Annotated in this window: 12 protein-coding genes and 1 tRNA gene; 7 read left to right on the forward strand and 6 right to left on the reverse strand. The window is 42.0% G+C overall.

Features of this window, described 5'->3' with window-relative positions; translation table 11 throughout:
• Positions 1 to 597: 597 nt before the first annotated feature.
• Entirely contained in the window at positions 598 to 933 is a 336-nt protein-coding gene (locus PN457_RS01020) for a ribbon-helix-helix domain-containing protein (protein ID WP_271730742.1), read from the forward strand.
• A gap of 43 nt (positions 934 to 976) precedes the next feature.
• Here PN457_RS01020 and PN457_RS01025 read toward each other — a convergent pair whose 3' ends face one another.
• Positions 977 to 1102 (reverse strand): hypothetical protein, encoded by a 126-nt coding sequence (locus PN457_RS01025; RefSeq protein ID WP_271730727.1) that lies wholly within the window; start codon positions 1100 to 1102, stop codon positions 977 to 979.
• A 76-nt stretch (positions 1103 to 1178) separates the two neighbouring features.
• Here PN457_RS01025 and PN457_RS01030 point away from each other — a divergent pair, with 76 nt between their 5' ends.
• Entirely contained in the window at positions 1179 to 1778 is a 600-nt protein-coding gene (locus PN457_RS01030) for an SRPBCC family protein (protein WP_271730728.1), read from the forward strand.
• A gap of 106 nt (positions 1779 to 1884) precedes the next feature.
• Here PN457_RS01030 and PN457_RS01035 read toward each other — a convergent pair.
• Positions 1885 to 1957, reverse strand: a tRNA-Glu gene (locus PN457_RS01035).
• Positions 1958 to 2324: 367 nt separating this feature from the next.
• On the opposite strand from PN457_RS01035, the gene PN457_RS01040 reads away from it, so the two are divergent.
• Together PN457_RS01040 and PN457_RS01045 are read left to right on the forward strand one after the other, a co-directional pair.
• Entirely contained in the window at positions 2325 to 4205 is a 1881-nt protein-coding gene (locus tag PN457_RS01040) for a cation:proton antiporter (RefSeq protein ID WP_271730729.1), read from the forward strand.
• Between the two features lie 377 nt (positions 4206 to 4582).
• On the forward strand, positions 4583 to 5962 hold the full coding sequence (locus PN457_RS01045) for a hypothetical protein (RefSeq protein WP_271730730.1): 1380 nt from the start codon (positions 4583 to 4585) through the stop codon (positions 5960 to 5962).
• Between the two features lie 28 nt (positions 5963 to 5990).
• Here the strand turns inward: PN457_RS01045 and PN457_RS01050 are convergent, their stop codons facing one another.
• From PN457_RS01050 to PN457_RS01065, 4 genes are all read right to left on the reverse strand, one after another.
• A complete protein-coding gene (locus PN457_RS01050; protein WP_271730731.1) occupies positions 5991 to 7385 on the reverse strand; it encodes a TldD/PmbA family protein in 1395 nt (464 codons plus the stop codon).
• A 72-nt stretch (positions 7386 to 7457) separates the two neighbouring features.
• Positions 7458 to 7874 carry a hypothetical protein gene (locus PN457_RS01055; RefSeq protein ID WP_271730732.1) on the reverse strand — a complete coding sequence of 139 codons (417 nt, stop codon included), beginning with the start codon at positions 7872 to 7874 and terminating at the stop codon, positions 7458 to 7460.
• The gene (locus PN457_RS01060) at positions 7871 to 8713 is read right to left on the reverse strand and encodes an FAD-binding domain-containing protein (protein ID WP_271730733.1); all 843 of its coding nucleotides are present in this window, start codon (positions 8711 to 8713) and stop codon (positions 7871 to 7873) included. The genes PN457_RS01055 and PN457_RS01060 overlap by 4 nt, the downstream gene beginning before the upstream one ends.
• Before the next feature lie 29 nt (positions 8714 to 8742).
• A complete protein-coding gene (locus PN457_RS01065) occupies positions 8743 to 10077 on the reverse strand; it encodes an aromatic ring-hydroxylating dioxygenase subunit alpha (RefSeq protein WP_271730734.1) in 1335 nt (444 codons plus the stop codon).
• 172 nt (positions 10078 to 10249) lie between these two features.
• Here PN457_RS01065 and bcp point away from each other — a divergent pair, with 172 nt between their 5' ends.
• The 3 genes from bcp to PN457_RS01080 all read left to right on the forward strand — a co-directional run bounded on the left by bcp (position 10250) and on the right by PN457_RS01080 (position 14526).
• Positions 10250 to 10726 (forward strand): thioredoxin-dependent thiol peroxidase, encoded by a 477-nt coding sequence (bcp, locus tag PN457_RS01070; protein WP_271730735.1) that lies wholly within the window; start codon positions 10250 to 10252, stop codon positions 10724 to 10726.
• Between the two features lie 229 nt (positions 10727 to 10955).
• Complete coding sequence (locus tag PN457_RS01075) at positions 10956 to 12119, forward strand: cysteine desulfurase family protein (protein WP_271730736.1); 1164 nt, start codon at positions 10956 to 10958, stop codon at positions 12117 to 12119.
• A 160-nt stretch (positions 12120 to 12279) separates the two neighbouring features.
• Complete coding sequence (locus tag PN457_RS01080) at positions 12280 to 14526, forward strand: DNA methyltransferase (protein ID WP_271730737.1); 2247 nt, start codon at positions 12280 to 12282, stop codon at positions 14524 to 14526.
• The last annotated feature ends 325 nt before the right edge of the window (positions 14527 to 14851 follow it).

The raw sequence follows: 14851 nt of genomic DNA on the forward strand, positions 1-14851 counted from the left end.
ATGCTCGTGAGGTACAATTTTTTTAGTTTGAGGGAACAGGGAATAGGGAATAGGGAATTGGTGTGTACTTCATGAGCCTGAAAAAGGCTTTATTTATTAATATGTGCTCTTTGATTGGTTACGTTATGAAATAGCTTGACTTACTTAGTAAATTCTCCTTTTTTATGTCTCAGTACTATTTTATGAGTAAATCACTCACACTTGTATCAACCCGGAGAATGAAATTTATTTGAATTTATTTGAATTTATTTGAATTTATTTGATTTATATTGGTCTATATTTGTCCGTTAATCAATCTTGAGGTAGACGAACTTCAAACCAATTTAGCTGTGTTTTGGTTGCAGGTATGATCTGGAAAATTCAATATATTATCTCACCTGTATCTTCCTAAAGTAGACGCTCAAGATCCCCCTGTCAGTGTCCCTAAATCCAGCTTGTGATGTATTATTACTGACTCATTAATGTTGATTGGTTGTGACAAGGGAGTGGTGTGAAAGATAAGTACACTACTTTAACAGCTTTTATCTATTTTAACATTTCTCTAAAGATACTACACTTGTATTACTAGACTGTCCACAAATGGAAGGAGCAAAAGTTATGCATGCGATCGCTCGCACTCCCACTACTGAAATGGAAGTTACCAGTATCCGCCTAGAAAGGGAACTCAAAGATAAACTTAAAGAAATAGCCCATAACCAGGGATATCAAGCCTTGATTAGAGAGATCCTCTGGAACTATGTACAACAAAAATCAGGTGAGTGGAAACCAGGATTTTCCCGCTCCGATATTCGAGCTAGTGTACCTGCTACAGCTGAGAAAGAAGAACATTGTGTACTGACGGGTCAATTAATTCATCCCCAAGAATCGATGTTTTTAGGACTAACTAGAAATGGTGATATGGTTCCCTTGAGTGTAGAAAGTTTAGCCACTTAGTGGGAAATTTCCGTGGATGCAGCCCATTTCCGGGAGGCTGCATTCAGAATAAGAGCATAAATTTCATGGGCACATATTTTGTTAAAATTGTCTTATCCTTAAAGCTGGTGAGTCCCATGACTTTGTGTGGAATGGGGCGATCGCCGTTGAGAGTGTCTTCCCAGATCAAATTTCCCTCTTGTGGGAAATTTGTTTCATCCTGAATGTGGCCAAATTTCCCGATCAAAGCCAACCAAATTCCGAAAGTGACTGAAAAATCAAAAATCCGAGAAAACCTTGCTCTGTGCCCTGCTGGAGATGAAACAGGTCTAGAAAACAATTTGGCTGTTGAGCCAGTTACTTTACCAGAGGTGGCAGTTAAAATTGAGAAAATAGCCGAAAGAAAGCGAAAAATTGCGGCTAAGATCCAAATTCCTCACCCTGTTGAACGGATTTGGAAAGTGCTAACAGACTATGAAGCCTTGTCTGAATTCATTCCCAATCTGGCTCAAAGTTGCTTGTTAGAGCATCCTCACGGTGGTATTCGACTAGAACAAATCGGCTCTGTGCGCTTACTCAAGTTCAATTTTTGCGCCCGTGTGGTTTTGGATTTGGAAGAACAGTTCCCTAAACAGATTAATTTCTCGATGGTAGAGGGAGATTTTAAGGACTTTTCTGGTATCTGGTGTTTAGAGCCTGATTCCCGGGGTGAGGAATTTGGAACTACCTTGTGTTATACCATTCAAGTTTGCCCCAAACTAACGATGCCAATCACAATCCTGGAACGTCGCCTCAGCGATGATTTGCGGTTAAATCTTTTAGCTATTCACCAGCGTGTAGAGGAGTTATGGCAAACTGCTGAATAGACCCTGAGCATTCATTCAGTATTTTTCTGCCTCAAAAATAATCAGCCTTTTCGCAGAAAAGGCTGATTAAATATCAACAAGATTATTTTGGTTTATATTTGTGGAATACCCCCAGGGGAATTCGAATCCCCGTCGCCTCCGTGAAAGGGAGGTGTCCTAGGCCTCTAGACGATGGGGGCTTAAGACTCAGACTTTATATATACTAATTACTTTTCTAGTGGATGTCAATAGGTTTTGCAAAAAAAATTTTCCCGGCTAAGATGGACGACAATACATAGCTGATATTGGAGTTTGTGCATCCAGAACACAAAGCCATAGGATGAGCAGCGATGAATGTAGCTGTTGATTTTTCACCAGTGTTTGATACTAACTAGAGGACTGTGGAATTTTTGCCCTAGCAGTCAGCCATTCAAGTCAGATAGACGACTAAGTATGAAAAAACTCTGGATTTCGCTGGGGACAAAGGATGGGATGTTGTACGCTGTAGAAGTAATATTTACCATTCTTTACAAAAGATTTTGAAATACATAGCTCAAAATCTACAACATGGAAGCATCTTTTGAAATCACCCTACAAATGGTCAGCGTGGTTGTTGCAGGCATTACCGCCCAGGTCTTGGCTGCATACTTCCGCTTACCGAGTATTGTCTTGTTATTACTACTAGGCATTCTGCTAGGCTCCGATGGGCTGGGATTGTTGCATCCTCATGTCCTTGGTGCTGGTCTGGAAGTGATTGTTGCCCTAGCAACGGCAATAATTTTATTTGAAGGCGGACTCAATTTGGATATAGAGGAACTGGGGAGAGTGTCAGTTAGCCTACAATTGCTGGTCACCCTGGGAACACTGATTACATTAATTGGCGGTAGTATGGCAGCCCACTGGCTGGGGGAATTTCCTTGGAATATAGCCTTTCTCTACGGCTCCATCATTGTAGTCACAGGGCCAACTGTCATCAGTCCCCTGCTCAAACAAATCAACGTAGATCGTCAAGTGGCAACTATTTTAGAAGGAGAAGGAGTTTTAATCGACCCTGTAGGGGCTATTCTGGCATTCGTCGTCCTCGACACCATTACTAACGGCGATGCTGACCCCATAAATGCCATCATCGGCTTACTGATGCGTCTGGGAATTGGTGCGGCAATTGGTGGAGCCGGGGGCTACTTGATGAGCTTGATTTTCAAACGCGCTAATTTTCTCTCATCAGAGTTAAAAAACCTAGTGGTGCTGGCGATTCTGTGGGGTCTATTTACCTTGGCACAGACGATTAGGAGTGAATCAGGAATTATGACTACGGTCATCGCTGGTGCGGTATTTGCTAACTCCTCAGTGCCAGAAGAGCGTCTATTACGCAGCTTTAAAGGTCAGCTGACAATTCTGGGGGTGTCGGTGCTATTTATTCTCCTGGCGGCAGACCTTTCCATTGCCAGTGTGTTTGCTTTGGGTTGGGGCAGTGTATTGACTGTTTTAGTGCTTATGTTCGTGGTTCGCCCCGTTAACATTCTTTGCTGTACTTGGAACAGTAACCTGAATTGGCGACAGAAAGTATTTTTAAGTTGGGTGGCTCCTAGGGGTATTGTCAGTGCTTCTGTGGCGTCTTTGTTTGCCATTGCGTTGACACAGCGGGGTATTAATGGTGGTGATGCTATCAAAGCTCTGGTGTTCTTGACAATTATCATGACGGTGGTTTGCCAAGGGTTAACAGCCGGAACAATTGCTAAATGGCTGCGTATCACCTCTAAGGATGCCACAGGGGCGGTGATTGTGGGTTGTAATCCCTTGAGCTTGTTGGTTGCGCGTTTCTTTCATGAACGGGGAGAAAAAGTAGTCATGATTGATACTGACCAAGAACGTTGTGCCAAAGCAGCGGCGGAAGATATTCCGGTGATTTCTAGCAGTGGATTGGATGTTTCTGTTTTGGAGGAAGCTGGACTGGCTTCTGTGGGAACTTTCCTGGCTATGACCAATAATGGTGAGGTGAACTTTGTCTTGGCTCAACGGGCGGCTGAAGAATTTAGCCCGCCGCGTGTTTTGGCAGTGTTTCCCCGGAAACCCCAAGCTAATTCTAGTTCTAGTCACAAGGTTAACCAAGCTTTTAGCACGGAGTTAGCCATTAAGACTTGGAATGAGTATCTCAACGATGGCAGAGTGAAGTTGGGGACAACTACACTCAATGCTCCCGAATTTACCAAACAACAAGAGCGTATCCAAGACAAGATTAAGAGCGGAGATTTGATTCCGTTGTTGCTGGAAAGAGAAAACCGTCTACAGGTAGTGCCAGCTAGTCAAGAATGGTTAGTAGGCGATCGCATTATATACTTGTTACACGACCCCAGACCCAACTTATTAAAGCGTTTATCCGGTGGTAGCCCTTCAACTCGCCTGTCTCTGGAAACTTTACCGGAGGTGGAGGAAGTACCCTTGGCTTAATGTGGTATAATGACAAAGCCTAGGCGTAATTTATAAATTCCCCTGCCAAAAGAACGTAAATCAAGCTAAGATAGTTGGCTAATCAGAGCAGCAACTGCAATAGATATAGTTATATATTTAGCCTGATGCCATAGCGACCAGTGGCAACTACCTTAGATTCAGTGTCCATATTGTGCAACTCCTCATAAAAATTGCAGTTCAATAATGGTGATTGTCCCCGGTCTCATGGAAAAGTTAGAAACTTGAAAACCACCCTATTGCGACATTTTGAGTCCCGGCATAGGAAGTCATGATTTTGAGCAGGATGCATCTCTTGTAGTTAAGATAAAATTGCTTTGCTAGTCAACCGCAACCCAGCCGAGTGAACGATAACAGCTATGTCCTACGTCTCCCTGCTAAAAAATATACCGGAAATTCTCAGCCGACCAACTGGGATAGCAGTAATAGCCTCTCTTGGCATCCACGGTGCTATTGCGTTGATTGTACCATTGATGCCTGTAGATTCTAATTCATCTCAACCATCAGAAGTAGCCAAATCAGTTGGTATCTTGGAATTAAGCCAAGCTGATCAAGCGCGTCTGCCAGAAAATCCCAAAATACCGCCTGAAACATCCCTACCGTCACTACCTGCAGAATGGTCACTACCTCCAAGACCGCCACTTCCGCCTCCGAATCTGGATATGCCTAGAAGTAGACCGCCGTTACCATCATCTGCTTATACCCAACCTGTCTTGCCGCCAATGAGGACAACACTGAATTATCAGGTTGTTCCTCCTCCTAATCGGAATGTTTCCTCGCCCCAGAGGACTGCTACACCTATACCAGCCCCTAGGGTTGAATCTGAGGTTCCTGGAGAGCAATATCGATTTACCTCTAATTTTAATGCTGCCGCTCAAAAATTCACCCCTTCTACGCGAACTTTTAATCACAGCGAAATACAAGTGGCAGTGAAACCAATACCTGTAGAAGGATTGCCAAAACTAACTCCATCTCCAGTACCAGGGGATTTACCAAATACCCGCCCTACCACCGCAGCAGTGAATAATGCCGGTGAAAGTCGTCGAAATCAAGCCCTCATAGCTCGTCTTCAGGAAAGCCGACAACAACCTGAGCAACCGAGTCATCAAAGCACTCCCTTGCAGTCGGAATCTAGGGACACAAAACCAGAGACCCCTGTCGAGAAAGTAAATGCAGCCCGGGGAACGATGGACTCCGGCACTGCGCGAGGCGCGATCGCCCACTTGAACTCACATCAGGATATCAGAGAGGAAATTCAGCAAGACTACCCCAATTCCCAACAAAAACCAGTTATCCGCGACACCATTGCCGTCAATCAGCCCCGGCTTGAAGGCAGAGTGTGGGGTTTCTTAGTGGTGGGTACTGAAGGGCAGGTTTTAGATATTAAATTCCCCAAGGGATTAGTTTCTACTGAGTTGCAATCAAAGGCCAGAGAATATTTTGCTACTAAGTCTCCTCGAGGAGATCAACAAGTCAGCATTTATCCATTCAATCTCAGTTTCAAAAAAGACGGTAACACTGCTGCAACTACCGTCAAACCATTACCGGAACTGCGAGTCCCCAATGAGCAGTCAGCACCTGCACAGGCTGTTACTGCCAAGACTACACCCGAACCTAATAATAGTTCGCTGTCTTCCACTCTAGAATCTAGTGAAAAATTAATACAACAGTTGCGCCAAGTGCGAGAGGAAAGAACGAACTCTAATTTAGAAGAATCAAATTTAGAAGAATCAAATTAACAGTGGCGAGTTTAGCGGAGGTGGAGCTTCAGGTTTCCCCTCCAACTACCACATCACGAATTCGCAGACTCGGACCACCACAACCAACAGGTAAGCCATTCTGTCCACCTTTACCGCAACCACCAGACTCATCCCAATAAAAGTCATCACCCACGGATTCAATATCCGCCAGGGTTTGGAAAACGTTACCCGAAAGTGTCACATCCCTGACGGGTTCGGCTAGTTTACCGTTTCTAATCATCCACGCTTCTCCGGCAGTAAAGGTGAACATTTCCCCGTTGGTCATACCACCTAGCCAGTTACGGGCATATACACCTTGTTTGAGATCAGTAAATAAATCTGCAACTGGGGTTTTTCCCCGGGCAATCCAGGTGTTAGTCATCCGCACAATGGGGTTAAACTGATAATTAAGACAACGAGCATTACCGGTGGGGGCTTCTTCTAACTTGCCGGCGGTTTCACGAGAATGTAAACGTCCTACCAAAATACCATCTTGAATCAGTTGCGTAGTTGTACTAGGTGTACCTTCATCATCATACAAATAGCTACCACGATGCCCTAGGGGAGCGGCACCATCAAAAATTTGTAGTTCTTCTGGCCCAAACCGCCGTCCCATGCTCATGACTTCCAATAGGTCTGGGTTTTCGTAAGCCATATCGGCTTCAGAAAGATGTCCAAAGGCTTCGTGAACAAATAAACCTGTCAGCACTGGGTCAATGACCACTGTGTAGGTATTGGCTTTTACTGATGGTAGAGTTAAGGCAGCAACAGCTCTTTGGGCGGCACTTTTAACTTGTTCATCGAAAGCAGTTAAATCTTCGTAAGCCTGGCGAGAACCGGTAGTTTCCCTGCCTGTTTGCACGGTAGCGCCGTTTCTGGCTGTGGCGGAAAACCGCATTTCCATATCTACCCAAGATTGCTCGATCAGAGTTCCTTCAGAGGTAGCAATAATCACTTTTTGCGCGCTGTCAGCATAGCGGACTGAAGTGTTGGTAATGCGATGATCAAAGCTTTTTAATACATCAGTATAGCGATCGCACAGTTCTTTTTTCTGCCCAATGGGAATTTGACGGGGGTCACTCCCGGTCAGGGGTAGCTGGTATACTGCTTGTACTGCTTCAATGGGGGCTAGTATAGTTTGTTCATCACCTATCATCTGAGCCGCTGCGATCGCTTCTTCCATGCGTTCTTTAATTGTCCCTAACTCATTAAAACTACTGAATCCCCAGCCACCTTTATAACAAGCTCGAATATGTCCGCCTATAGAAATGCTTTCGCTGAGGGTTTCTATTTTGTCTCCGCGCAACAAAATGTCGGTTCCTTCTGCTTGCTCTAGGCGAATCAGTAAATAGTCTACTCGGTATGAGTAGCGGGTGATGAGGTCGGAAAGTAGATTTTGAGCTTCAGCAAGTGTTTTTGGCATTTTTTCTGAGGGGGCAAATATTTAAACGCAAAGGGGCGCAAAGTCCGGCGCAAAGGGGCGCAAAGGCTAAGTTCACTCAAAAAGCTGTTGTTCTGCTACTTTCCAATACCGGGAGAATCTTTTCAGGTCTATATAGCCATCGTATTCTAAGAATGGTTCGGTTTCCCAGACTTCTAAATTTAATGATGTTTCTATTTGGTGGCAAATATGCTTAAATCTGGGGCTGGGACTGGCTGCTGTGGCTACTACATCGGCATGATGTTCTTGGGCAAATGCTACAATTTCTTGGGCTACGTTACCACGGCGAATGGTGACTGGGAGCTCTAATAGGCATTCATAAATAAATGTGATCCGTTTGAGGCTGATTTGCCATTCTTCAATTAAGGCATCATCCCATACCCAGATGGCTGGAGCATGGGGGTATTGTTGTAATGCTCCGGTTTGTGAACTCAGTGAGTCCCCATGTACCCAAACTATTGTTTGACTCATTTTTTACTTCTTTTGCCTTGTTGCCAACTTTGACTATTGGGGTTTTTGGTAAATTTACTCCGGGGAAACAGTCTCTTTTCTAATTGTTCATAGCTACCTTCCAAGTCACAATGACCATGAAGGTTACACTGGCGACAATAAACACCTTTGGTATAGCGTTCTAAGTTTTCACGGTTGAAAAAATAGGGTTTATGGCTAAAGGTGCTGGCTACCCATTGCCATGACATATTATTACTAGCTGGGTCACCATCTAACAAGTGTTGTAAAAACCATTCGGCTCCGGCTTGCCAACGAATGCGCCGCCAATGGACAATATAAGCGGCTAGCCACATCCGCATATGGTTGTGTAAGTAGCCGGTTGAGCGTAATTCCTGGCTAAAGCTATCTATACACACCATTCCTGTTTGGCTTTGGCTGATGTCTGCTGGTAAGTTGGGGGCGTAGTCTGTTGGGGTGTACCCAGTTTTATATTCTTCTTGGTCTTCCCATATGCGATCGCCTAGTTTCATATACAATCTCTGCCAATAGTCACGCCAAGCCAATTCATTAATTAGCTTAGTCGCATCTTTGGGGTCTTGTACTTTTGCTAACACATAATCCCGCACCTCGCCCAAGCTTAACACTCCATAACGAATATAGGGTGAAAGTCTGGTGACAGCCCCATTTAAAAAATTACGTGTTTTCGCGTAGGTTACCGGGTTTACTTGTTTTAGTAATTTCTGTGCAGCTTTACGCCCTCCCACGGTTTCACTCACATGACCATCCCTTTGGGCTGCATGGGGGAATTGTTCCCCCAGGTAGGCTATTAACTCATCGCGGTTACTAAAATCACGTCGCATATGTTAAGTTTATATATAATTACGGTCAACTATTGCTTTTGGGGATGGATATAGTCTACAAAGTAGAACTGAGGCACTAACTGGAATTTCAGCCAGGAGTAAGCTCCCATACTTAATGCTGCTGTGATTACTAAGGGCAAACCTAACTTAATTCTCAAAGCATCAGGAAGTAAAGCAACTCCAGCAATAGTAGTTATACTATATACTAATAATCCCACTTGTAAGCGTTGTATAACCTTAAGAGCGTTACGACAACTGCGACAATGCCGAGTGTGTTGTGAATAGCGATCAAGTAATACAGCACGCTGATCATTAATGGGGGTAGGTGCGATCCTAATTCCTACTTCTTCCCAAGGTAGCTGACCGCCACAATACTGATCAAACCAATTACGAAACTCAATTACCAAACGGTCTGCACCTGTAGCTAGTTTATAGATACTCTTCCAGCTTGCAGATGCTTGTTTGTCTTGCAGAAACTTTTCTTGCTGGTGTAAAATAATCATATCTCCATCCAGTACCAGATTACGGGTGTTGACATGAGTCCACCACCGCGGTATAATATGGTGGAGTGTTTTGGCAAAGTTGCGGGTAAATTGGGCGACAACTCTGGACTTACCCGGAGATACAGGAATGCAGTAGGTGACAAGTCCCAGTTTTTTCTCCCCAGAGTCCCCTAAAGTAATGGCATACTCCAAACGACAAGGAGGTACAAAGGTGATTGTAGTTTTCATACCTCTATTAATCACTGTTTCAATTAACTTTGAAGTGGATTGTACAACCTCCATAGATATGGGTACGGCATTTTCTCTTTTACCCTGTACCCCATGATGAGTAAAAGGGACATGACTAGGATCTGCGACATTTTCCACTAAAGTTTGCCAATCATATTCTAAATCCCGCACATAAGACGACCACACAAACCCTTTATTAGCATCTATTTGAGGTGACAGGGGTAAGGGCGTATTGGCTGCTTGTGCTGCTGAGTTCCCATCAGGCCAAACCCAAAGTAAATCATTAGCCTGGCGAACTGGTAGTGAAATTACACAGTAATTATTTTGATTTTTAGTCACAATTTCTGGGTTTTCCGCTTGGGGAATGTGAGTACACACCCCTTGAGAATCAAATTCCCAACCATGATAACTACACATTAAATTACCAGTTTTCTCCTCAACACGTCCTTCACTCAAAGGAGCGAGGCGGTGGGGACATTGGTCTAAAAATACCCGGTAAGTCTCAGATGACTTAGGCTTCCAGATAACTAAACGAATTCCTAACAGAGTGACTGGTGTTGGTCGTTGAGGGTCAATATCTTCTACTGGTGAGAGGGGATACCACTGTTGGAAAAAGTTAAATTCAGATGGCATTGTTGATGATGGTGGTGTTTAAGTTGGGTGGAAAATCTGACGCTCAGGCGCTCTTTTCGCCAAAGCCACTTACTAAGATATTGTCACAGAAGATGAAAAAATTCCCTGTGGCTATTTCTCACCTCCCCTCATACAGGTAAAATTTTGATCAGATGGCTATCTAAAATACATAATGAGTGACATTCCCCAAACCGGACAACTCGCGCCTAATTTCTCCATCCCTGACCAAGATAATCATACCGTTAGCCTGGGTGATTTTCCCGGTCAATGGGTTATATTATATTTTTACCCCAAAGATGATACCCCTGGCTGTACCACCGAAGCCAAGGACTTTACGGAATTGTCTGCCGAGTTCAGCCAACTGGGAGGTAAAATATTAGGTGTAAGTCCAGATTCCACAAAAGCTCATTGTAAGTTTATTGACAAACATAATTTAGCTATTACCTTGTTAAGTGACCCTGAACACCAGGCCATAGAAGCCTATGGCGCTTGGCGGTTAAAGAAATTCATGGGTAAAGAATATATGGGTGTAGCCCGGTCAACATTTCTCATCTCACCAGATGGGATAATTGCTTATACTTGGCCCAATGTTAAAACTAAAGGTCATGGACAAGCAGTATTAACTAAGTTACGGGAATTAGCGCTTTGAGATCCCCGACTTCTTTGATCAACTCCCAACTCAGCGAGCGTATACACCAGAAGTCGGGGATCTTGGGATTAACCAAGGAGGAAATCTTGTTTGAGATCCCCGACTTCTTTGATCAACTCCCAACTCAGCGAGCGTATACATCAGAAGTCGGGGATCTTGGGATTAACCAAGGAGGAGGAGATGACAAAATTATAACTATTGAAAAAAACTCAGTCAAAGCAGTTAGTTTATGTCTATCCGTCCTATATATCTTGATTGTCACGCTACTACACCTGTAGATGAACGGGTATTAGCAGCCATGATGCCCTATTTTACAGAACACTTTGGCAATCCATCTAGTATTAGTCATGTTTACGGTTGGGAAGCGCAAGCAGCTGTCAAACAAGCACGGGAAATTTTAGCCACAGCTATTAATGCTACACCCGAAGAAATCGTATTTACCAGTGGTGCTACAGAAGCCAACAATTTAGCCATTAAAGGTGTAGCTGAGGCTTACTTTCAACAGGGTCAGCATATTGTCACCGTAGCGACAGAACATAGTGCGGTGCTTGACCCTTGTAATTATTTAAAATCTTTGGGATTTGATATTACCATTCTCCCAGTCCAGCCAGATGGTTTAATTGATTTAACTGAGTTAGAAAAGGCCTTGCGTCCTGATACAATTTTAGTATCAGTCATGGCGGCTAATAACGAAATAGGCGTATTACAACCCTTGGCAGAAATTGGGGAAATTTGTAGGGAAAGAAATATCATTTTTCATACAGATGCAGCCCAAGCTATTGGTAAAATTCCCTTGGATGTCCAGGGGATGAAAGTTGATTTGATGTCCCTGACCGCACATAAAGTATATGGACCCAAGGGGATTGGGGCTTTATATGTCCGCAGACGTAACCCTAGAGTTAAACTCGCACCGCAACTACATGGCGGTGGACATGAGCGGGGGATGCGTTCGGGAACTTTATATACACCGCAAATTGTCGGTTTTAGTAAAGCTGTGGAAATAGCGATCGCCTCCCAAGCAACAGAAAATCAACGCCTAGGGGAACTCCGACAAAGGTTATGGGAACAGCTCTCACAGTTATCGGGGATTCACCTCAACGGACATCCCACCCAGCGACTAGGGGGAAATTTGAATATTAGTATTGAGGGGGTAGATGGTGCGGCGTTATTGTTAGGGTTACAACCAGTCATGGCGGTTTCTTCTGGTTCTGCTTGTTCCTCCACCAGTACAGCACCCTCCCATGTGCTGACAGCTTTGGGACACTCGGAAAAATTAGCTTATGCTTCCCTGCGGTTTGGGATGGGACGATTTAATACTGCTGAACAGATGGATATAGTCGCACAGCAGGTTATTTCTACTGTGGAAAGTTTACGCTCTCTCAAGTTCGCTTAATTGGTTAGGGTCATTGGACCCCACCCCCTCCGCTGCGAGCCAGGAGGGGAGTTCAAATTAGAAATTGAATGCTGCTAAAATCCAGCATAACTTCTATTTAAATTTTAGAAGTATAGCAATCCAAAATTTCATCTACCCTGATAGAGGAGGAAACATCAAAATGCAGAATCTTTTTGCGGAATTGAACTTTCATCGTCTCAAATCCGACCCAGATTTTAAAGAAGATAGTGTTAGGGAAGTAATTATTTTGCCGATTTTAAAAGCACTTGGTTATAGGGAAATAAATATAGTTCGTAGTAAAACATTACAACATCCTTTTTTAAAAATTGGTAGTAAAAAACGCCCGGTAAATCTTATTCCTGATTATGTTTTGAAGTTAGAAAATAAATTTGCTTGGGTGCTTGATGCAAAATCACCCAATCAAAATATCAAATCATGTGAGCATATAGAGCAAGTTTATAGTTATGCTATCCACCCGGAAATTAGGACTAATTATTTTGCTCTTTGTAATGGCGTAGAATTTTCTCTATTTAAAACTCCCGAAACTGACATACCTATTCTATTTTTTGCCCTTGATGAAATTGAATTTTATTGGGAAAAATTAAATCAATATCTTTCACATAATAGCTTTCAATCTGGCAAAAACTTTAGTTATGAAAATACTACAGCTACAGTTAAACATCAAGGTAATTTTAATTATAACACCCGTCCTTTATTAGCAGAAATTCCCGTAACCAAACGAGCTGCAAGAAGACATTTTGGCGTTCATGGATATTTTACTAAACAAGCTTGGAATGTAGTAGCTGAATATATAAAAAATTTTAGTCAACCTGGAGATTTAATTCTTGATCCTTTTGGGGGTAGTGGTGTAACAGCAATTGAAGCTTTAATGAATAACAGAAAAGCCATTAGCATAGATATTAATCCTATGGCGGTCTTTATCGTTAATTCCTTAATTGCTCCTGTAGATTTTAATGAACTTTCAGCAGCTTTTGAAAGAGTTAAAAAAGAATATCAAAAAAAAGAACCCACTACAGAAACTGAAATAAAGAAAGCATTGATAAAATACCCCTATCCTCAAGGTTTAAAATTACCTAAAGGTTCAGATGTCGAAACAGTAGAACAGTTATTTAGTGATAAACACTTAGCACAGCTAGGTTTATTAAAGTCAATTATTCAAAAAGAGAAAGACAAAAACATTAAAGATTCATTGATGTTAATGTTTTCTGGACTCATAACTAGACTAAATCTCACATATCATACTTCAAATCGTCTTGTTCGTCCCGGTGGTAATTGTTCTCTGTTTGTTTATTATCGCTATAGAATTGCACCTAAACCCTTAGACCTTGATATTATCAAATATTTTGAACTGCGATTTCAAAAAATAGTATCAGCTAAAAAAGAGATGGAATATTACATTAATGAAAAAACCATTTCTCATGCAAAAATTATTAAACATTCAGCCACAGATTTAAGTTTTATTGCTTCTGAAAGTGTAGATTATATATACACTGACCCTCCCTATGGTAAAAAAATACCCTATTTAGACTTATCGGTCATGTGGAATGGGTGGCTAGATTTAAAAGTCACAGAAAAAGACTATGAACAAGAAGCAATTGAAGGAGGAGAACATAAAAAAACTAAAGATGAATATAATAACCTGATAGCCGCTAGCATTAAAGAAATGTATAGAGTGTTAAAATTTGACCGTTGGTTATCATTTGTATTCGCCCATAAAGATCCTGAATTTTGGCATTTAATTATTGATACTGCGGAAAAGTGCGGATTTGAATATATTGGAGCAGTACCGCAAAAAAATGGACAGACAAGTTTTAAGAAAAGACAAAATCCTTTTACAGTTTTGTCAGGACAATTAATAATTAATTTCCGCAAAGTTCGTAGTCCTAGAACTATCATGAAAGCTAATTTAGGAATGGATATTGCAGAAATTGTCATTGAAACTATTGAAGGAATTATTGCTAAAAATGATGGGGCTTCATTGGAGCAAATTAACGATGAACTAATTATTAAAGGTTTAGAGTTAGGTTTCTTAGATTTGTTAAAAAAAGAGTATTCAGATTTAACGCCGATTTTAATAGGTAATTTTGACTATGACGAAAAACCTGAACTATTTACTTTGAAGAAAGATACAAAATTCCAGTCACATATTGATGTAAAACTGAGAATTAAATACTATTTAATTAGTTATCTAAGAAGAATGGAACGAGAAAATAATCATCCAGGTTTTGATACAATAGTTCTGCATCTGTTACCATTGTTGAAAAACGGAAATACACCGGAAAATCAAACTATTTTAAGTGTATTGGAAGATATCGCCGAACGTATAGGGGAAGACAGTTGGAGACTCAAAAAACAGGGTCAACTTTCGCTATTTGACACACCTTAATGATTAGAAATACAGCAGGTTTGATCAGGGTTGCAACCAGCATAAGGTAGGATCATGGAAAAAGGTGGGATGATTGGCCTTGAGTGCCAAAACATAATCTGCTTTTTTATGGTAATAATTCTTCCAACCAACATCGCTTAGAGGATGTTTGATAAGTCATGATTAGTGTATCAACTATTGTTTCACCCCACCCCCTTCCTTACAAGGGTAGGTTTTTAATATGATCTGTGAAGGCAAGACTACCGAAGACAAGGAAGGAAAGTGGACAAGGAAGATTTTATACGGACAATGGTCTTTTAATGGGCTATTTTTCTTACTAAGAATA

The organism is Anabaenopsis arnoldii (assembly GCF_028331025.1).
Classification (GTDB): domain Bacteria; phylum Cyanobacteriota; class Cyanobacteriia; order Cyanobacteriales; family Nostocaceae; genus Anabaenopsis; species Anabaenopsis arnoldii.

What these genes read in the sequence shown, in the direction of transcription:
- PN457_RS01065 (WP_271730734.1), bottom strand. Translation starts at nt 10,077, where the DNA reads ATGCCATCTGAATTTAACTTTTTCCAACAGTGGTATCCCCTCTCACCA.
- PN457_RS01075 (WP_271730736.1), top strand. Translation starts at nt 10,956, where the DNA reads ATGTCTATCCGTCCTATATATCTTGATTGTCACGCTACTACACCTGTA.
- bcp (WP_271730735.1), top strand. Translation starts at nt 10,250, where the DNA reads ATGAGTGACATTCCCCAAACCGGACAACTCGCGCCTAATTTCTCCATC.
- PN457_RS01060 (WP_271730733.1), bottom strand. Translation starts at nt 8,713, where the DNA reads ATGCGACGTGATTTTAGTAACCGCGATGAGTTAATAGCCTACCTGGGG.
- PN457_RS01080 (WP_271730737.1), top strand. Translation starts at nt 12,280, where the DNA reads ATGCAGAATCTTTTTGCGGAATTGAACTTTCATCGTCTCAAATCCGAC.
- PN457_RS01055 (WP_271730732.1), bottom strand. Translation starts at nt 7,874, where the DNA reads ATGAGTCAAACAATAGTTTGGGTACATGGGGACTCACTGAGTTCACAA.
- PN457_RS01020 (WP_271730742.1), top strand. Translation starts at nt 598, where the DNA reads ATGCATGCGATCGCTCGCACTCCCACTACTGAAATGGAAGTTACCAGT.
- PN457_RS01050 (WP_271730731.1), bottom strand. Translation starts at nt 7,385, where the DNA reads ATGCCAAAAACACTTGCTGAAGCTCAAAATCTACTTTCCGACCTCATC.
- PN457_RS01045 (WP_271730730.1), top strand. Translation starts at nt 4,583, where the DNA reads ATGTCCTACGTCTCCCTGCTAAAAAATATACCGGAAATTCTCAGCCGA.
- PN457_RS01040 (WP_271730729.1), top strand. Translation starts at nt 2,325, where the DNA reads ATGGAAGCATCTTTTGAAATCACCCTACAAATGGTCAGCGTGGTTGTT.